The organism is Tepidibacter sp. (genome assembly GCF_025210165.1).
GTDB lineage: Bacteria > Bacillota > Clostridia > Peptostreptococcales > Peptostreptococcaceae > Tepidibacter_A.
This window is the reverse complement of sequence record NZ_JAOASI010000039.1, coordinates 117,025-133,298: the sequence shown is the minus strand read 5'-3', so window position 1 is coordinate 133,298 and position 16,274 is coordinate 117,025. Positions and strand designations below refer to the sequence as shown.

The following is a 16,274-nucleotide window of genomic DNA, read 5'->3' as shown; positions in this document are numbered from 1 at the left end:
ATGAGTAGACGAATTTTGACTTATTAAAAAAAATTAATTATAATAAATAATTAGGTAGTGATAATTAATATCATACTTAAAACATACAAATATAATTTGAAAGGAACATACATATGAAAAAAATAATATTACTGGTTTTATCAATAAGCTTAATACTTGGAATTACAGGTTGTTCTAATAAAGAAATAACTCCTGTATCAAGAGAGACGTTTGCCCTTGGAACAATAATAGATTTTAAAGTTTATGATAAAGATCAGGATAGAGCAAATAAAGTTATAGATGAATGCATAAAAAGAATAAAAGATATAGAACAAAAATTGTCTGTAAATATAGAGGATAGTGAAGTAACTACTGTAAATAAAAATGCAGGTAAGCAAAGCATTAAAGTAAGCGATGAAACAATGTATGTAGCTAAAAAATCACTTGAATACAGCAACATTACAAAGGGGAAATTTAATCTTACCGTATATCCTTTAGTTAATCTTTGGGGAATAGGAACTGAAAATGCTAGAGTTCCATCTCAAAGTGAGATAGAGGGTGTTATAAGGAATATAGACTATAAGGATGCTGTATTAGACGAAGCTAAAAAGACTATATACTTAAAAAGAGAAAATCAGGGTATAGATCTTGGGGCTATAGCAAAAGGTTATGTTGGAGATGAAATAAAGAAAGTTTTTATACAAAATGATATAAAATCTGCATTCGTCAATTTAGGTGGAAATGTAATGGCATACAAGGCTAAATTAGATGCTTCAAAATGGAGAATAGGAATACAAAATCCGCTACAACCTAGAGGTCAATATATTGGAATTGTAAGTGTAGAAGATAAATCAATAGTTACATCTGGAAATTATGAGAGATATTTCGAGCAAGATGGGAAAAGATATCATCATATATTAGATGCTACAAGTGGATATCCTGCTAATAAAGGACTTATAAGTACAAGTATAATAACAGAGAGTGGAATAGATGCAGATGCTTTATCTACTAGTGTTTATTTAATAGGACTTGAGGAGGGTATAGAGCTTATAGAATCACTAGATAAAGTAGAAGCAATATTTGTAACTAAGGATAAAGAAGTTTATACAACATCTGGACTAAAAGATAGTTTTGAACTTACAAATGAGGAATTTACTTATAAAAATTAACCAAAAGTATCTGATATTTCAGTAAGCTTCATTATATTAAAACTGCATATAAAAATGTTAGCGAATATTTTTAGATATTTTGACTAATATAACTTAGGCTGTATCGTTTGATAATCCGTTAAGAAATTTGCGTGTTTGACCGTAGGGAGTTCGTAAATTTTAGGATTATTAATAAGATAGAGCCTTAGTTATATTCAAAATATCGTTATATTCGTGGTATTTTTATAGGGAGTTTTTTGATACCTCCTATTCAGGAATTATTTTTTTATATTATTCATAATATGATCTGCAAATTCTTTTGCCTTTAAATCTATATCATCTACATTTAATATACTCTTTGGATCATTAGCAGTTGCCATTAAACAAAAATTAGGTGGTATATGAAAACCTTTATTTATATTCAAAGCTCCTATTAACTGCTTTGCCACCGAGTCACTTCCTGAATTGCCAGAAACTATTATAGAAAATATGCTTTTATCGTAAAATTTTATTTTTCTATAAAGAACTGTAAGCCTATTTATAACAGCCATAATTTTAGCAGATATAGCATCGTTATAGTTTGGACATATCCATATTATACAATCAGCTTTTTTTATACTAGGCAGTAGCTCCTTAGTTATAGCTCCTCCATAAAAGCAACTATCGTTTTCGCTATAGTGCTTACACGCTATATAAGAACATCCTTTGCAATCGGTTATTGTTCCATTTTCAACGTGAAACTCGTTTATAGTACAGTTGTTTAGATTTTTTTTTACCATATTCCAAAGCATCAATGTATTAGAAGTTTTATAAGAGCTTGAGTGAAGTGCTAGTATATTAGGCTTTTCTATAGCTTCATAGTGCTTTTTCATAAAATTTTTAATTAATTTTTTAGATAAGTGAAAATATATATTATCAAGTTCAAGGTCTAATTTTTTCTTCCATGTAGTAAAATTATTCAAATCTTTAGTAGCTTCAACCAACGGGTGTCCAATGAACGAACACCCTATTTGATTTAGTAAAAATATTATATTCTGAGATAAACTCTTTGTATATAATTCATTTGGACTTTGAACTATTAATATTGCACTTGAATTACTTAAAGAGTCTTTTCCTCTTTTATACAGTTTAGATATTATAGAAAATAAAGTGTTGTTAAATCCACAATCATCAAGCTCTAATGCAAATAATATTTTCTTATTTTTAAAATCTGGTAGGTTCGAATCTTCTTCAATAAATATAGTATTCAAATCTTCAGTTAATCTATTTATAAATGATTTAAATTCTTGTGATGCACTTGGCATTACAATATAAAGAGTATCCATAGTAACACTTCCCTTGATTAAATATTAGAATGTAAAGCAGTCTATATTATTTAAATCTCTATAGGTATCGTTTATTCTATTTAATAATTGTTCTGGAAGATGCAACATTTCTATTTCCATTCCAGACTGTGTTAATCTATTTTTAGCACCCATAAATATATTCCCCGTATAAGTTGAACTATAGTTCCAATTTCCCTTCATAGTATTTATAAGTGATAGAGCACCTGAAGATAAGGCTGGGGCAATGTATGGTTTGAAACCAGTATTTCTGACATCTATATTAGCATTGATAGCCTTATTAGTTAGATTTAGAGATAAGTATTCATCATAATTATTTATACTATTAGCTATTATAAGATCTTTTCCATGAGGGCCAAATGCTCTTCCTTCATTTATATAATTCTTAGTATTAGAATCTTTTTTAGAGTAATATATGGCTCTAGCATTCATAACCCCAAGACCATATCCTCTGATTTGGTCTGAGCTTAGGCCAAGAAAATCTAAATTTCCATTTTCATCTTTATTACTAGATATAAATGAAACCTTGCAAAGTAGATCTACAGGATCTGATACTACTGAAAATATTCCTTTAAAATTAGAATTACGAGCTTTTCTTGCGTAATGACTAACTATTTTTGCATTTTCTTCAAATTGAATCATTCTAACATCTGATACATTCGATCCTATAGGAGGTATTCCTTTTGATGCACAAAATACGAACATATCACAGTCGAATAATTTATCTTCTTCTACTATACTTACTTGTGGCATAGGATCACTAGAAAATGGATCTGCTATTTGATTCATCTCATATTCTAGTCTTTGAAGATTAGGTTTATTTAATCCATATAGACCTATTGAATCTATAATACTTCCACCTAAAAGTTTAAGACCTATTAAAAGAGTAGAGCCTACATCTCCAAGACCTACTATATTGACTCTCCATGATTTAGGCAAAGTAAAATTTATTGATTCTTTCCAGTTGGGGTAATTTGTATTTATACCCATAACTTTTCTATCGTTTATTTTATCCATTATCCATAAAGGTGTATTACATTCAAAGTCATCACATATATTTATTAAATTTATATTCTCTTCTTCTAAATAAAGTAGAGTTGGGTGTGAAATACAAAACATTTTTCTTGAATTTAATGGATTTAATTTAGTTAAAAAATATATAGTATCTTCGTTATTCATTGCTTCAGTTTCGGATATTTCATCTAAGTCGTAATTAAAGTTTGAAAATAGTACTTTATCATCAAATTTGTAAAAAAACATTTAATCATCTCCAGTTCTAAACTATTATATTTTTCATACGTTTCAAAAGTTCTAAGTCGTTTTCTAAATAATGAGATGGATTTAAATTTAAATCATAATTCATATTTTTACCATGATCCACATACCTAGGAGACTTTAAGACTTCTCCTAGATGATCTAGAGTGAGTTTACGCTTGTGTATCTTTTCGTATTCTTTTTCTATAGCTTTTAATATATCTATAGAGTTTTGTATACAAGTTCTTGATAGATTGTATAAAGACTCTTTAGATGCATTTTTTACAAAAGGTAAAGAGGTGTAAGGTAAGAGCATATTAATAGAAGGAATTAAATTTCTTTCAGGAGCTGCTCCTCTCCATAAAGTATCTCCTCCGATGAATGGATACATTGCATATTCATTGAACCACAATCTTAAATTTGGAATAAAATAAGCACAATCTACAGCTCTATTTTGAATATCCATAAGTTCTTTACCTCTACCTGATAAAATACCTACTATAATTTTATTAACGTTTACATTTTGCTCCTTAAATATAGGATCTATAGCTTTTATTCTATAGCCTTTATTCAAAATATCATCTATAAGAATTACATTTCTATTAAATGATGATATTGTTTTAATCTGACTTTGAAGATCTAGGTAGTAAGGGTATGAAGCAATAGAAAAATCGGTTAAGCTAGGATTAAATAATTTTTCTGTATGAAGAGATTTGGTAACTGTATTTGGAACAACAATTCCTTTTAAAAGGTTACCAAATGGAACACACATAGAATCTCCTAATTTTCTAGGTTCTAAGCTTATAGGAGGTACTTTATTTTCCTTACATACTTTTCTTATTAAATTCTCATATAAAACTGTTTTATCAAAAGACAATACAAGATTTCCAGGATAGATTGAGCTGAGTGCCTCTTGAAGTTTTTTTCTAGATTTTAATATAGTTTTTCTTACATTGTGACTATCTACAAAGGGAGCCTTTATAAAAGATTCAACATCTAAAGTCAATACACAAGGGTTTGTCATATTAACTATATAAATAGGATCTAAATCTGGCTCCAATATTTCTAAAAATCCTTGAAGTTTCAATGTATCTTTGATAGATTTAGTAAAATTATAGTTATCTGTAGTTTTATATATGGCATAAGTATAATCTCTTTTAATACAAAAAGATAGAACTTCTGTTATTAATATTTGTTCTAGGTTTTTTATTTTATGGTCTTTTAAACACGATATATAGTCAATTACAAAGGCTTTTCCGATGGCATTTTGGCGAACATATTCAGATGTAGCGTGGTTTTTAAACTCCTTATAAAGCATAGTCCAGTTCAATTGGTGGAATAAGCAAAATCCTAATAGTTTATTATTTTTACTAGAATCTTGTATATATAATATTCTTGAGTTATATGCTTTTAAATTATTATAAAGTTTTTTTATATTGTAATTATTGCCATTAAAAAATTCAGAATCTATTCTATCTATTAAATCATTGGATATATCTTTAGTTATATGTATATCTATAGACATAGTTTTTATAAGTGATTTATATTGAGGTTCTCTTTGGTACAATCCTTTTTCATATATATATTTCTGAGCAAGTGGATCTAAAAGTTCTGAAATGTTTCTATCTTCATCTATATAATCTCTTATTTGGCTAGAGCTTACATCTTCATACTGAGCAGGTAAATTAAGTAAGATAGCATCTTTTTCTAGGTTGTCAATTTCAGATTTAAGTTTATTATCAAGAGTAGTAGAATCTTTGATATTTCTTTTGAAAATTATATGAGAAAAATTATGTATAGAATAATCAGAAACAGGTTTTTTATATGCTGATGCATTTAGTATGACATCACTTCCTATTACTATAGAAATATCAGAATTAGGAAAACTTTCACTAAGTATTTTTAAATCTTTAGGGTTTGAAATATTAATAGGCATATCTTCTGGATATAAGTAAATATTAGGCTCATTAGCTATAGACATATTTATTATATTTCGCCTAAATAAATTAGGCTGAGCTTTTTTTGACCAAGAGAATTCATCTACAGAAAGATAAACTTCAAATCCTAAATTTTGTATATTTTTAGCAATTTCTTTGTGACCAATAGAGAACGGGTCGAAGGTTCCTGGAAAAAAAGCTATTTTAGAAGGAACCTGTATTGATATATCTTTCTTTGCAAATGTATATTCATTTATAAATCTATATACTTGAGTTAAGGCAGCGGCATTAGTAAAAAATACTATATCCTTTGCTTCAACTGAATCTACTAAAACTAAGAGCTTTTTAGCTATAATTTTAAATATATTTTTCTTATTCTCCATATCAAGTTTTTTAGATGCAAATATATGCCTTCCTATAACTCTAAACGAAGTTTGCTTAATATTGTAATCATAATGAGCAAGTCCATTTAATAAAATACCTAAAATCTTTATAAGTCTTTTATTTGAAATATCTTCATCTTCTGAGAATCTATTCTTGTATTTAGGGTAATTCTTCAAAGTTATTCCAATAGTTTCAAGGATTAGAGATGATATTTGATTGTTTGATTGTTTTATCTTTTGAGCAAAATCATCTATAATTTCATCTAACTCAATTGGTTGAAGATAAAGTATAATTTCACCTAAATAATCAGGTATATACTTACTAAACTGATATTTTTCTATTTCAAGAGATCTAAGTAGTTCTATTGCAATATCATTTCTTTCTTCAAGAGAGAGGTAAGGCATTATTTTTATGATGTTTTTCCCAGCGGAATTTCTAACCCCTTCTATACTACTAACCTTTAAAAGATTACAAAAGTGCATAGCTGTATAAGCCATATTGTTCAGATTTTTCACATTGTATTCAAATAATAAATCTATATTAATCTTTTTTATAATCCAAGGAGTTAAGGTCTTTAAGTTGCTTAAAAATATGTTTCCTATTTTAGATTCATCACTCAAATAAATTGATTTATACTTGTTTAAAGCAATATCTTTCAAGTTTAGTTTAGTTGAAATCTTAAATTTTAAGAAATTTTCTGCTGGTATCTGTGATTTAAATGTATTTGTTTTGAAAAATTCGTATATATCTTTATTTGAATTCAAATTATTATTTTCTTTATTCAAAAGTATATAAACTATATTTAAAGCAGATATTCTTATGTTATCGTTATTACTGTTTAAAGAAGGTAATATATAATCTACAATTATAGAATCATCACTTGTTGTAGGTATATATTTTATTGCATTTATTAAATAAAGCTGAATACTGTTATTTTTATTAAAGTATTTTTTATAATAGCTAAATATTATGCTTTTATAGTTTTTGACTTGAGACTTATTGCAGTTACTAAATAATGAAGAAATCATAACAGATATATTATATCCTATCCATTTTTTATGAATATCTATTATCTTATGATCTGGATTTATAAATAAATTTAAATAATCATATAAAAGAGAATAGCTAGTGGTAAGAGGGTTATTTAATTTAACATCACTAGGTATTTCTTTTCTGTAATTTTCATCAAATACTGCTATTAAATTACCTATTAAATATGCACATTGCTTTCTTATATCTTCGTCAGTATGGACTAAATTCTCATATAAAAATTTTAGCATTATTATTTTTTGGTTCTGAGTCAAATAAGTGGAATACTCTTCAAAAACTTGAAGATATTTTCTTATATTATCTTCATCGCTTGCACTTCTTGCAATCTCTAATATATAATTAAGTGAATGCTCGTTTCTAAGCTTATGCATCAAGTTTATATTGTGATGAACTGACAAATATTTTATGTTACTTATTATACTATCTCCACTTATTAAAGAGTAGTATGGCTTGTTAGCTTTATCAGATTTTATATATTCATATCCTAAATCTACACCTATATGTATTAAATAATCCTCAAAATCCTTAAGTTTTGCATAAACCTTTGAGTATCTTTTTTTCTTCAAATCATCCACATTGTCTAGTTTTTGAAGTATAATATCAAAAGACTCTTTTAAACTAAATATATTCATTTGGAACTTATTATTATTTTTAACACGAAAATCACAGTATATTAGTATAAGGGATTCTATAGATAGATTTTCAAGCTCAAGGTCCCAAACAGAGTGATTAAGAGCGATATGACCAATATAGGTTATATGATGTTTTTTAAACCATTTATCGGTATAATAATAATGAAGATAAGCTACTCTTTTTGACTCGCTTTTTTTGCAACCGAATTTCCCGAGATCATGACCAGCAGCACTTCCTGAAACTCTTCCTAAGTCTATAGGAACACCTAAATTTTTTATTTGTCGTGCTATACTAAGAACTAGATGGTGAACACCACATATGTGGTCTAGTGTATTATGGCCTAGTATTTCTTGGTTTAGTTTCATCATTTCATATATGTACTCATTATTAAAATATCTTATAAAACGTTTATATTCTGATTTTGAATCAAGTAAATCAATTTCATTTTTATCTAAGAAATTTAGAGGATATTGTATATAAAAGCTTGAAATATTAGATAACTTTTCGTATTTACAAAATACTCTGATAATCTCTATATATATTTTACAACCAAGTTTTATATTTTCACAAATATCATTGGAGCTTATTTCTACAGAGTCTGGAAATGATTTGTATAAAAGCATGTTGTAGGTATAGTTTAGCCAATTAGATTTACTTAAATTTGGATAAATATTGTCTAATATATTTTGGCAAAGATTTAAGATAGATTTGCATGTATAATCTTGATTTTTTATCATATTATTTATATTTACTACGAATAAATAATTATCTACATTATTTGTTAAAGATAAATGCGATATATTGTCTGAAAAATCTAGATTAGATATAGAATTTAGTATTTCTTTATGTATATCTACTGCAATATCTTTTTTCATCAAGGAAACACCTCCTGTAAGTAAAATTTTAGTATTTTAAATAATTATACTATGTATTATTAACTCTAAAAATAGTTAAATTCATATAATTTAAATTATATATAATATAATATTAATCTTGACACGAACATAGGTTTTGTGTAGTGTAAAATAGGAAATCAAAATAGAAGGTGGTAGTATATATGAACAAAAATAATGACTATGGGAATAATAGTATATCATCTCTTAAGGGTGCAGACAGAGTTAGATTAAGACCTAGTGTGATATTTGGCTCAGATGGTATTGAAGGATGTAAGCACTCTGTGTTTGAAATATTATCAAATTCTATAGATGAGGCAAGAGAAGGCTTTGGAAATATAATTGAGATAACAAGATGTATTGATAATTCTATAATAATAAAGGATAGAGGTAGAGGGATACCTCTTGATTATAATGAAAAAGAAGAAAGATACAATTGGGAGCTAGTATTTTGTGAATTATATGCAGGTGGTAAGTATAAAAATAATTCAGGTGAAAATTATGAATTTAGCTTAGGACTTAATGGACTTGGAAGCTGTGCTACTCAATATAGCTCAGAATATATGGATGTTACTGTTTATAGAGACGGATATAAGTACGATCTTCATTTTGAAAAAGGTGAGAATATAGGCGGTCTTAAAAAAGAAAAGTGCGATTATAAGCATACTGGAACTATAATAAAGTGGAAGCCTGATATAGAGGTGTTTACAGATATAAAAATAGATATAGACTATTATAAAGATGTAATTAAAAAACAGGCTATAGTAAATTCAAATCTTAAATTCAAGCTTTATGATGAAGAGGATGATGAAAATTACGAATATTGCTATGAAAATGGGATCTTGGATTATATAAATGAGATAAATGACTCAAAAGGATTTACTGAGGTTCAGTTATATGAAGATGAAAGACGTGGTAGAGATAGAGAGGACAAGCCTGAGTATAAGCTTAAGGTTCAGGTAGGGTTTTGTTTTAATAATGAAGTTAATTTGATTGAATATTACCATAACTCAAGTTTCTTAGAATATGGAGGATCTCCTGATAAGGCGGTTAAGAACGCATTTATATATATGATAGACAAGTATCTAAAGGATAATAACAAGTATAATAAAGGTGAGAAGAAGATAAGCTTTGTAGATATATCAGATAGTTTAATAATAGTTACAAATTCATTTTCTACAATCACAAGTTATGAAAATCAAACTAAAAAATCTATAACGAATAAATTTATACAAGAAGCTATAACGAGCCTATTAAAAGAAAAGTTAGAAATATATTTTATAGAGAATAAATTAGAAGCAAATAAAATATGTGAACAAGTTCTAGTTAATAAGAGAAGTAGAGAAAAAGCTGAAAAAACGAGAATAAATATTAAAAAGCAGTTAGGTGGAAATATAGATATAAAAAACAGGGTAAAGAAGTTTGTTGATTGTAGAACCAAGGATATTAGTAAAAGAGAATTATTTATAGTTGAGGGAGATTCTGCACTTGGTTCTTGTAAAATGGGAAGAGATTCAGAATTTCAAGCAATAATACCTGTTAGAGGAAAAATACTTAATTGTCTTAAAGCTGATTATGATAAGATATTCAAGAATGATATAATAACGGATCTATTAAAGGTTCTTGGATGTGGTGTTCAAATAGAGTCTAAGCATAATAAGGATCTAAATACTTTTGATATGAATAATTTGAATTGGGATAAGGTTATAATATGTACCGATGCAGATGTAGATGGATTCCAAATTAGAACGCTTATACTTACAATGCTTTATAGATTAGTACCTATGTTAATAGAAGAGGGAAAGGTATACATAGCTGAATCTCCATTATTTGAAATAAATACTTCAAGAAAAACTTATTTTGCTTATAATGAAAAGGAAAAGAATAGTATATTGTCTAAGATAAAGGGTAAATACACTATACAAAGGTCCAAGGGACTTGGTGAAAATGAGCCTGAAATGATGTGGCAAACTACTATGAATCCTGAAAGTAGAAGGCTTATTCAAGTTCTTCCTGAAGATGTTAAGAAAACACAAGAGGTATTTGATATGCTATTAGGGGACGATATTAAAGGAAGAAAAAGATTCATAGCTGAGTATGGACATAAGTACATGGATATGACAGATGTTAGTTAAGGGGAGTGAAGAATTATGGTTGAAAATATAGATAAACAAAGGATTACAGAAACACTACAAGAAAATTATATGCCATATGCTATGAGTGTAATAGTTTCAAGAGCTATTCCAGAGATAGATGGTTTTAAGCCAAGTCATAGAAAGCTTTTGTATACTATGTATAAAATGGGGCTTTTAAATTCCAATAAAACAAAGTCTGCAAATGTTGTTGGACAGACTATGAAGTTAAATCCTCATGGTGATATGGCTATATATGAGACACTAGTTAGATTGACAAGAGGAAATGATTCTTTACTTCACCCATTTATAGATTCTAAAGGAAACTTTGGTAAAAAATATTCCAAAGATATGAGCTTTGCAGCACCTAGATATACAGAGGTAAAATTGGATGATTTGTGTAAGGAAATTTTTAAGGATATAGATAAGAATACTGTTAAGTTTGTAGACAATTATGATGGAACCTTAAAAGAACCAGTGCTTTTACCTACAACATATCCTAATGTACTTGTAAATGCAAATCAAGGTATAGCTGTTGGTATGTCGAGCAGTATATGTAGTTTTAATTTAGAAGAGGTATGTACTGCTACTATAAATTATATTAAGAATGAAGATATAGATATAACTGATTATATAAAGGCTCCTGATTTTTCAACAGGTGGATATATAATATATTCAAAAGATCAAATGAAAAAGATATATGAAACAGGAAGAGGAAGCTTTAAATTACGAGCTAAGCATAGATATGATAAGAAGAACAACTGCATAGAAATATATGAGATTCCTTATACTACGAATATAGAGACTATAATAGATAAGGTAATAGACCTTGTTAAAGATAATAAAATTAAAGAAATATCAGATGTTAGAGATGAAACAGATTTAAAAGGTCTTAAGATTACTTTAGATTTAAAAAGAAATACAGATGTAGACTTACTTATGCATAAGCTTTATAAGATGACTACTCTTGAAGACAGTTTTTCTTGCAATTTTAATATGTTAATAAATGGACAACCAAAGGTATTAGGGATAAAAGAGGTTTTAAGAGAATGGGTTGATTTTAGAATTGATTGCATAAAGGGATATCTACAATATGATATAGGGAAAAAGACAGATAGATTGCACCTTTTATTAGGGCTTGAAAAGATACTTCTTGATATAGACAAAGCTATTGATATAATTAGAAATACTAAAGAGGATAAAGAGGTTATACCTAATTTAATTAAAGGATTTAATATAGATGAAATTCAAGCGGAATACATAGCTGAAATAAAGCTTAGAAATTTAAATAAAGAATATATATTAAAGCAGTTAAATAATATAAAGACGTTACAGTCTGATTTGAAAAATCTTCACGAGACTATTAAAAGCGATAAAAAAATAAAGAATATAATAATAAAAGAATTAAAAGAGGTTTCTAAAAAATATAAAAAACCTAGAAAAACTGAAATAATAAGTAATGAAGATATAAAAGAAATAAAAGATGAGCATTTAATAAATGATTATAATGTTAAGCTATTTTTAACTAATGAAAATTACTTTAAGAAGATATCTCTTGCTTCTCTTAGATCTTTTTCAGAGCAAAAACTGAAAGATGATGATTTTATAATACAAGAGATAGATGCTAATAATAAGGATGAAATTTTGCTTTTTTCAAATAAGCAAAATTTATATAAATTAAAAGTTTATGATATTGTTGATTGTAAGGCTAGTTCTTTAGGAGAGTATTTGACTAATATATTAAAGCTAAAGCAAGATGAAAGTATTATATATATGTGCCTTTCTAATAATTATGAGGGTTATATGCTTTATTGCTTTAAGGATGCTAAGATAGCTAAAACTCATATAGAAAATTACAAGACTAAAACTAATAGAAGAAAGCTTGTAAAGGCTTATTCTGATAAGTCAGAATTAGTTCGTATGCTTTATATAAAAAATGATGTTAAATTAGAGATTTATAAAAATAATAAAAAAGCATCGGTTATAAATACCAAGGATATAGAGGTTCAAACTACTAAAACTTCTAAAGGTATAGAAGTTTTAAAGCTTGGGAAGAGAAGTTATATGACTGATGTAAAAATAATAGATTAAAAAAATACGCCATATTTATAGGCGTATTTTTTTGAGAAAATTGATTAAATGGTAAAAAATTCAAATTGTTAGAAAATTAAGAAAAATGCATTGACATTTGTTTAAGTTGTAAAGTATAATATTATTAATTAAATAGTTCGGATGAAGATAATGAAAAAGCGTTATCAGACGAACCTCTGGAGAGACTCAGTAACGAGCACCGAAGGGGAAAGCTAACATGTTTAGTCAAACTCTCAGGTAAAAGGACAGAGATTATTCTTATTAGAATACATTCCAGAGGTCAAACTATATATGGTTTGACTTTTTGATTACATTTCTTTATTGCTTTTCGATTTTGAATTTCAAGCTTTAATTTTGTATTAAAAAATTAAATAAGGAGGAATTATATGGAACAAATAGTCGGCTTATTAAATGGATTGATTTGGAGTAAAGCACTTATTATTTTATGTTTAGGAGCAGGTATATACTTTTCTGTCAGAACTCGTTTTTTACAAGTTAGACATCTAAAGGATATGGTAAAACTATTATTTAGTGGATCATCATCAGAGCAAGGGGTTTCTTCGTTCCAAGCATTCGCACTATCGGTATCAGGTCGTGTAGGAACTGGAAATATAGCTGGGGTTGCAACTGCCATAGCTATGGGAGGACCTGGAGCATTGTTTTGGATGTGGGCAATAGCCTTTTTAGGAGCAGGCTCAGCTTATGTTGAGGCTACTTTAGCTCAAATATACAAGGTTGAACAAGATGGAGAATATCGTGGAGGACCAGCATACTACATAGAAAAGGGAATGAACAACAAGTGGTATGCAACTACATTTGCAATTGCTACTATAGTTGCAATGGGAATCTTTTTACCAGGAGTTCAATCGAACAGTATAGCAGCAGGACTTGAAAATGCATTTGGAATAACTCCGCAAATATCAGGAGGAATAATAATTGTATTTTTAGGACTTATAATATTTGGTGGAGTTAAGCGTATAAGTAAAGCAGCTGAAATAATAGTACCTGTTATGGCTACTGGTTATATAATAGTTGCACTTATTATAATAGTTGTAAATATTGCTGAATTACCTGCAGTTATAGCATTAGTATTCAAGAGTGCATTTGGTGCACAGCCTGCATTTGCTGGTATACTAGGTATGGCTATTTCTTGGGGAGTTAAGCGTGGTATTTATTCAAATGAGGCAGGACAAGGAACTAGCCCGCACGCAGCAGCAGCAGCTGAGGTTTCACACCCTGCAAAACAAGGATTGGTTCAAGCGTTTTCAGTATATATAGATACTTTATTCGTTTGTTCAGCTACTGGATTCATGATTTTAATAACTGGAATGTATAATATCCATGATTCAGCTGGAGGATTTATAGTTAATAACTTAGGAGACGTTGCGGTAGGTCCTATATATACTCAAAGAGCAGTTGAAACATTATTACCATCTTTTGGTAGTGCATTCGTTGCTATAGCTTTATTCTTCTTCGCATTCACTACTTTAATGGCATATTACTATATTGCAGAGACTAATGTTGCTTACTTAATAAGAAAGAGCAATAATAAGTCGTTAATAAATGTATTAAGAGCTGTAATGCTTATAACAACTTTCTATGGTGCCGTAAAGACTGCAAGCTTAGCTTGGGCTTTAGGTGATATAGGTGTTGGAGCGATGGCATGGTTAAATGTTATAGCTATACTTATAATGGCAAAACCTGCTCTTATAGCACTTAAAGATTATGAAGAACAAAGAGCAGCAGGTAAGGACCCTGTATTCAACTCTAAAAAATGTGGAATAGAAAATGCAGAGTTCTGGGAAAATACTAGTGAGAGTACGTTTAAATAATTAAATAGTATAGTTAAATAAAAAAAGACTCCGTAAGGAGTCTTTTTTTATGACTTGTTAGAAATATGAGATACCATATAAAATAAGTATGAAAATAGGGTTAAAGTTATATGGTTAAAAAACTATTTATAAATCATACTATAAATATATAGTAAAATTGTACGACTATGATATAATGATATTTATATATATTTTTTAGGAGAGTGATGATTTTTGGATCCGAGTAGTTTGTGGCAATTTTTCGTATTATTTATATTATTAGGAGTATCTTCGTTTTTTTCAGCTTCAGAAACTGCCTTAATGTCTTTGAGTAAAATCAAAATAAGACATATGAAGGATGAAAATGTTAAAGGAGCAGATGTTGTAACTAAATTAATTGAAGACCCAAATAAGTTATTAGGAGCAATACTTGTAGGCAACAATGTTGTTAACATTGGAGCCTCTGCAATAGCAACATCCTTGTTTATAAGTTTATTTAAGGAAAATGGAGCAGTTATCGCAACTGCCTTTATGACAATATTAGTTCTTATATTTGGAGAAATAACGCCAAAGTCCTTGGCGGCTCAAAATTCAGAAACTGTATCATTGAAGGTTTCAAAGATTATATCTATAGTAGTTATAGTGTTGAGTCCTATAGTTTTTATATTCAACTATGTATCAAAATTTATAATAATGCTGTTTGGAGGCAATCCAGATGCTCATCAACCATTTATAACAGAGGAAGAACTTAGAACTATGGTTGATGTAAGCCATGAAGAGGGAGTTCTTGAGGTTGAAGAAAAAGAGATGATACAAAATGTTTTTGAATTTGGAGACTTACAGGCAAAGGATGCTATGATTCAAAGAACTGATGTTGTAGGTATTGATGTAGAAGATACTTATGATGATATAGTAGAAAAATTTCAAGAAGACCATTTTTCTAGAATGCCAATATATGAAGAGAGTATAGATGATATAATAGGAATTTTAAATGTAAAGGATTTAGCATTTGTAGATAAGGATAGAGATAACTTTGATATTAAAAAATACATGAGAGATCCGTATTATACATTTGAATTTAAGAAGATAACTGAATTATTTCAAGAAATGAGAGAAGAAAAAATTCATATGGCTATAGTTTTAGATGAATACGGTGGAACAGCTGGTATTATAACTATAGAGGATTTGATAGAAGAAATAGTGGGTGATATAGAAGATGAATACGATGAAGAAGATGATGAAATAAAGATAGTAAATGAAAATGAATATATTATAGATGGAAGTACAAGAATAAATATAGTTAATGAAGCTATAGGAACGAATATAGAATCAGAAGAATTTGAATCAATAGGAGGAGTTTTAATAGGTGAGCTAGGAAGGCTTCCGGAAGAAGGTGAAGAAGTAAGCTTTGATAATATAAAGCTTATTGTTGAGAGCTTAGAGAAGAATAGAATAAAAAATATACGATTATTTACACAATAGAGTAAAAGATGCCAAAGCTATTAGCTTTGGTATTTTTTTGAGGATTTAATTGTCGAAATTGTTGAGAAATTGTTGAGAATGATATAGTGATTTAGTAATAAATAATATACATAAAATGAATTTAATGTAAGTTAAGA

8 protein-coding genes and 1 riboswitch are annotated in these 16,274 nt (G+C 28.2%); of the genes, 5 read left to right on the top strand and 3 right to left on the bottom strand.

Going from position 1 to position 16,274, the window contains the following annotated elements; translation table 11 throughout:
• Positions 1 to 113: 113 nt before the first annotated feature.
• Positions 114 to 1,148, top strand: a complete 1,035-nt coding sequence (locus N4A48_RS06785; protein ID WP_293665099.1) for an FAD:protein FMN transferase — start codon at positions 114 to 116, stop codon at positions 1,146 to 1,148.
• A 257-nt stretch (positions 1,149 to 1,405) separates the two neighbouring features.
• Here the strand turns inward: N4A48_RS06785 and N4A48_RS06780 are convergent, their stop codons facing one another.
• From N4A48_RS06780 to N4A48_RS06770, 3 genes are read right to left on the bottom strand one after another with little or no spacing between them, the layout of a single operon-like run.
• Complete coding sequence (locus N4A48_RS06780; RefSeq protein WP_293665098.1) at positions 1,406 to 2,452, bottom strand: flavodoxin family protein; 1,047 nt, start codon at positions 2,450 to 2,452, stop codon at positions 1,406 to 1,408.
• A gap of 24 nt (positions 2,453 to 2,476) precedes the next feature.
• Positions 2,477 to 3,730, bottom strand: coding sequence for a lactate/malate family dehydrogenase (locus N4A48_RS06775; protein WP_293665097.1), 1,254 nt, complete (start codon positions 3,728 to 3,730; stop codon positions 2,477 to 2,479).
• Between the two features lie 16 nt (positions 3,731 to 3,746).
• Complete coding sequence (locus N4A48_RS06770; RefSeq protein WP_293665095.1) at positions 3,747 to 8,603, bottom strand: nicotinate-nicotinamide nucleotide adenylyltransferase; 4,857 nt, start codon at positions 8,601 to 8,603, stop codon at positions 3,747 to 3,749.
• Between the two features lie 182 nt (positions 8,604 to 8,785).
• Between N4A48_RS06770 and N4A48_RS06765 the strand changes: the two genes are divergently transcribed.
• The 4 genes from N4A48_RS06765 to N4A48_RS06750 all read left to right on the top strand — a co-directional run bounded on the left by N4A48_RS06765 (position 8,786) and on the right by N4A48_RS06750 (position 16,137).
• Positions 8,786 to 10,756, top strand: a complete 1,971-nt coding sequence (locus N4A48_RS06765) for a DNA gyrase/topoisomerase IV subunit B (protein WP_293665094.1) — start codon at positions 8,786 to 8,788, stop codon at positions 10,754 to 10,756.
• A gap of 15 nt (positions 10,757 to 10,771) precedes the next feature.
• A complete protein-coding gene (locus N4A48_RS06760) occupies positions 10,772 to 12,844 on the top strand; it encodes a DNA topoisomerase (ATP-hydrolyzing) subunit A (RefSeq protein ID WP_330665062.1) in 2,073 nt (690 codons plus the stop codon).
• Positions 12,845 to 13,010: 166 nt separating this feature from the next.
• A riboswitch (glycine riboswitch) is annotated at positions 13,011 to 13,103 on the top strand.
• A gap of 127 nt (positions 13,104 to 13,230) precedes the next feature.
• Positions 13,231 to 14,676, top strand: coding sequence for an alanine/glycine:cation symporter family protein (locus N4A48_RS06755; RefSeq protein ID WP_293665093.1), 1,446 nt, complete (start codon positions 13,231 to 13,233; stop codon positions 14,674 to 14,676).
• 213 nt (positions 14,677 to 14,889) lie between these two features.
• Positions 14,890 to 16,137, top strand: a complete 1,248-nt coding sequence (locus N4A48_RS06750; protein ID WP_293665092.1) for an HlyC/CorC family transporter — start codon at positions 14,890 to 14,892, stop codon at positions 16,135 to 16,137.
• Positions 16,138 to 16,274 lie beyond the last annotated feature (137 nt).

What these genes read in the sequence shown, in the direction of transcription:
- N4A48_RS06785 (WP_293665099.1), top strand. Translation starts at nt 114, where the DNA reads ATGAAAAAAATAATATTACTGGTTTTATCAATAAGCTTAATACTTGGA.
- N4A48_RS06780 (WP_293665098.1), bottom strand. Translation starts at nt 2,452, where the DNA reads ATGGATACTCTTTATATTGTAATGCCAAGTGCATCACAAGAATTTAAA.
- N4A48_RS06775 (WP_293665097.1), bottom strand. Translation starts at nt 3,730, where the DNA reads ATGTTTTTTTACAAATTTGATGATAAAGTACTATTTTCAAACTTTAAT.
- N4A48_RS06770 (WP_293665095.1), bottom strand. Translation starts at nt 8,603, where the DNA reads ATGAAAAAAGATATTGCAGTAGATATACATAAAGAAATACTAAATTCT.
- N4A48_RS06765 (WP_293665094.1), top strand. Translation starts at nt 8,786, where the DNA reads ATGAACAAAAATAATGACTATGGGAATAATAGTATATCATCTCTTAAG.
- N4A48_RS06760 (WP_330665062.1), top strand. Translation starts at nt 10,772, where the DNA reads ATGGTTGAAAATATAGATAAACAAAGGATTACAGAAACACTACAAGAA.
- N4A48_RS06755 (WP_293665093.1), top strand. Translation starts at nt 13,231, where the DNA reads ATGGAACAAATAGTCGGCTTATTAAATGGATTGATTTGGAGTAAAGCA.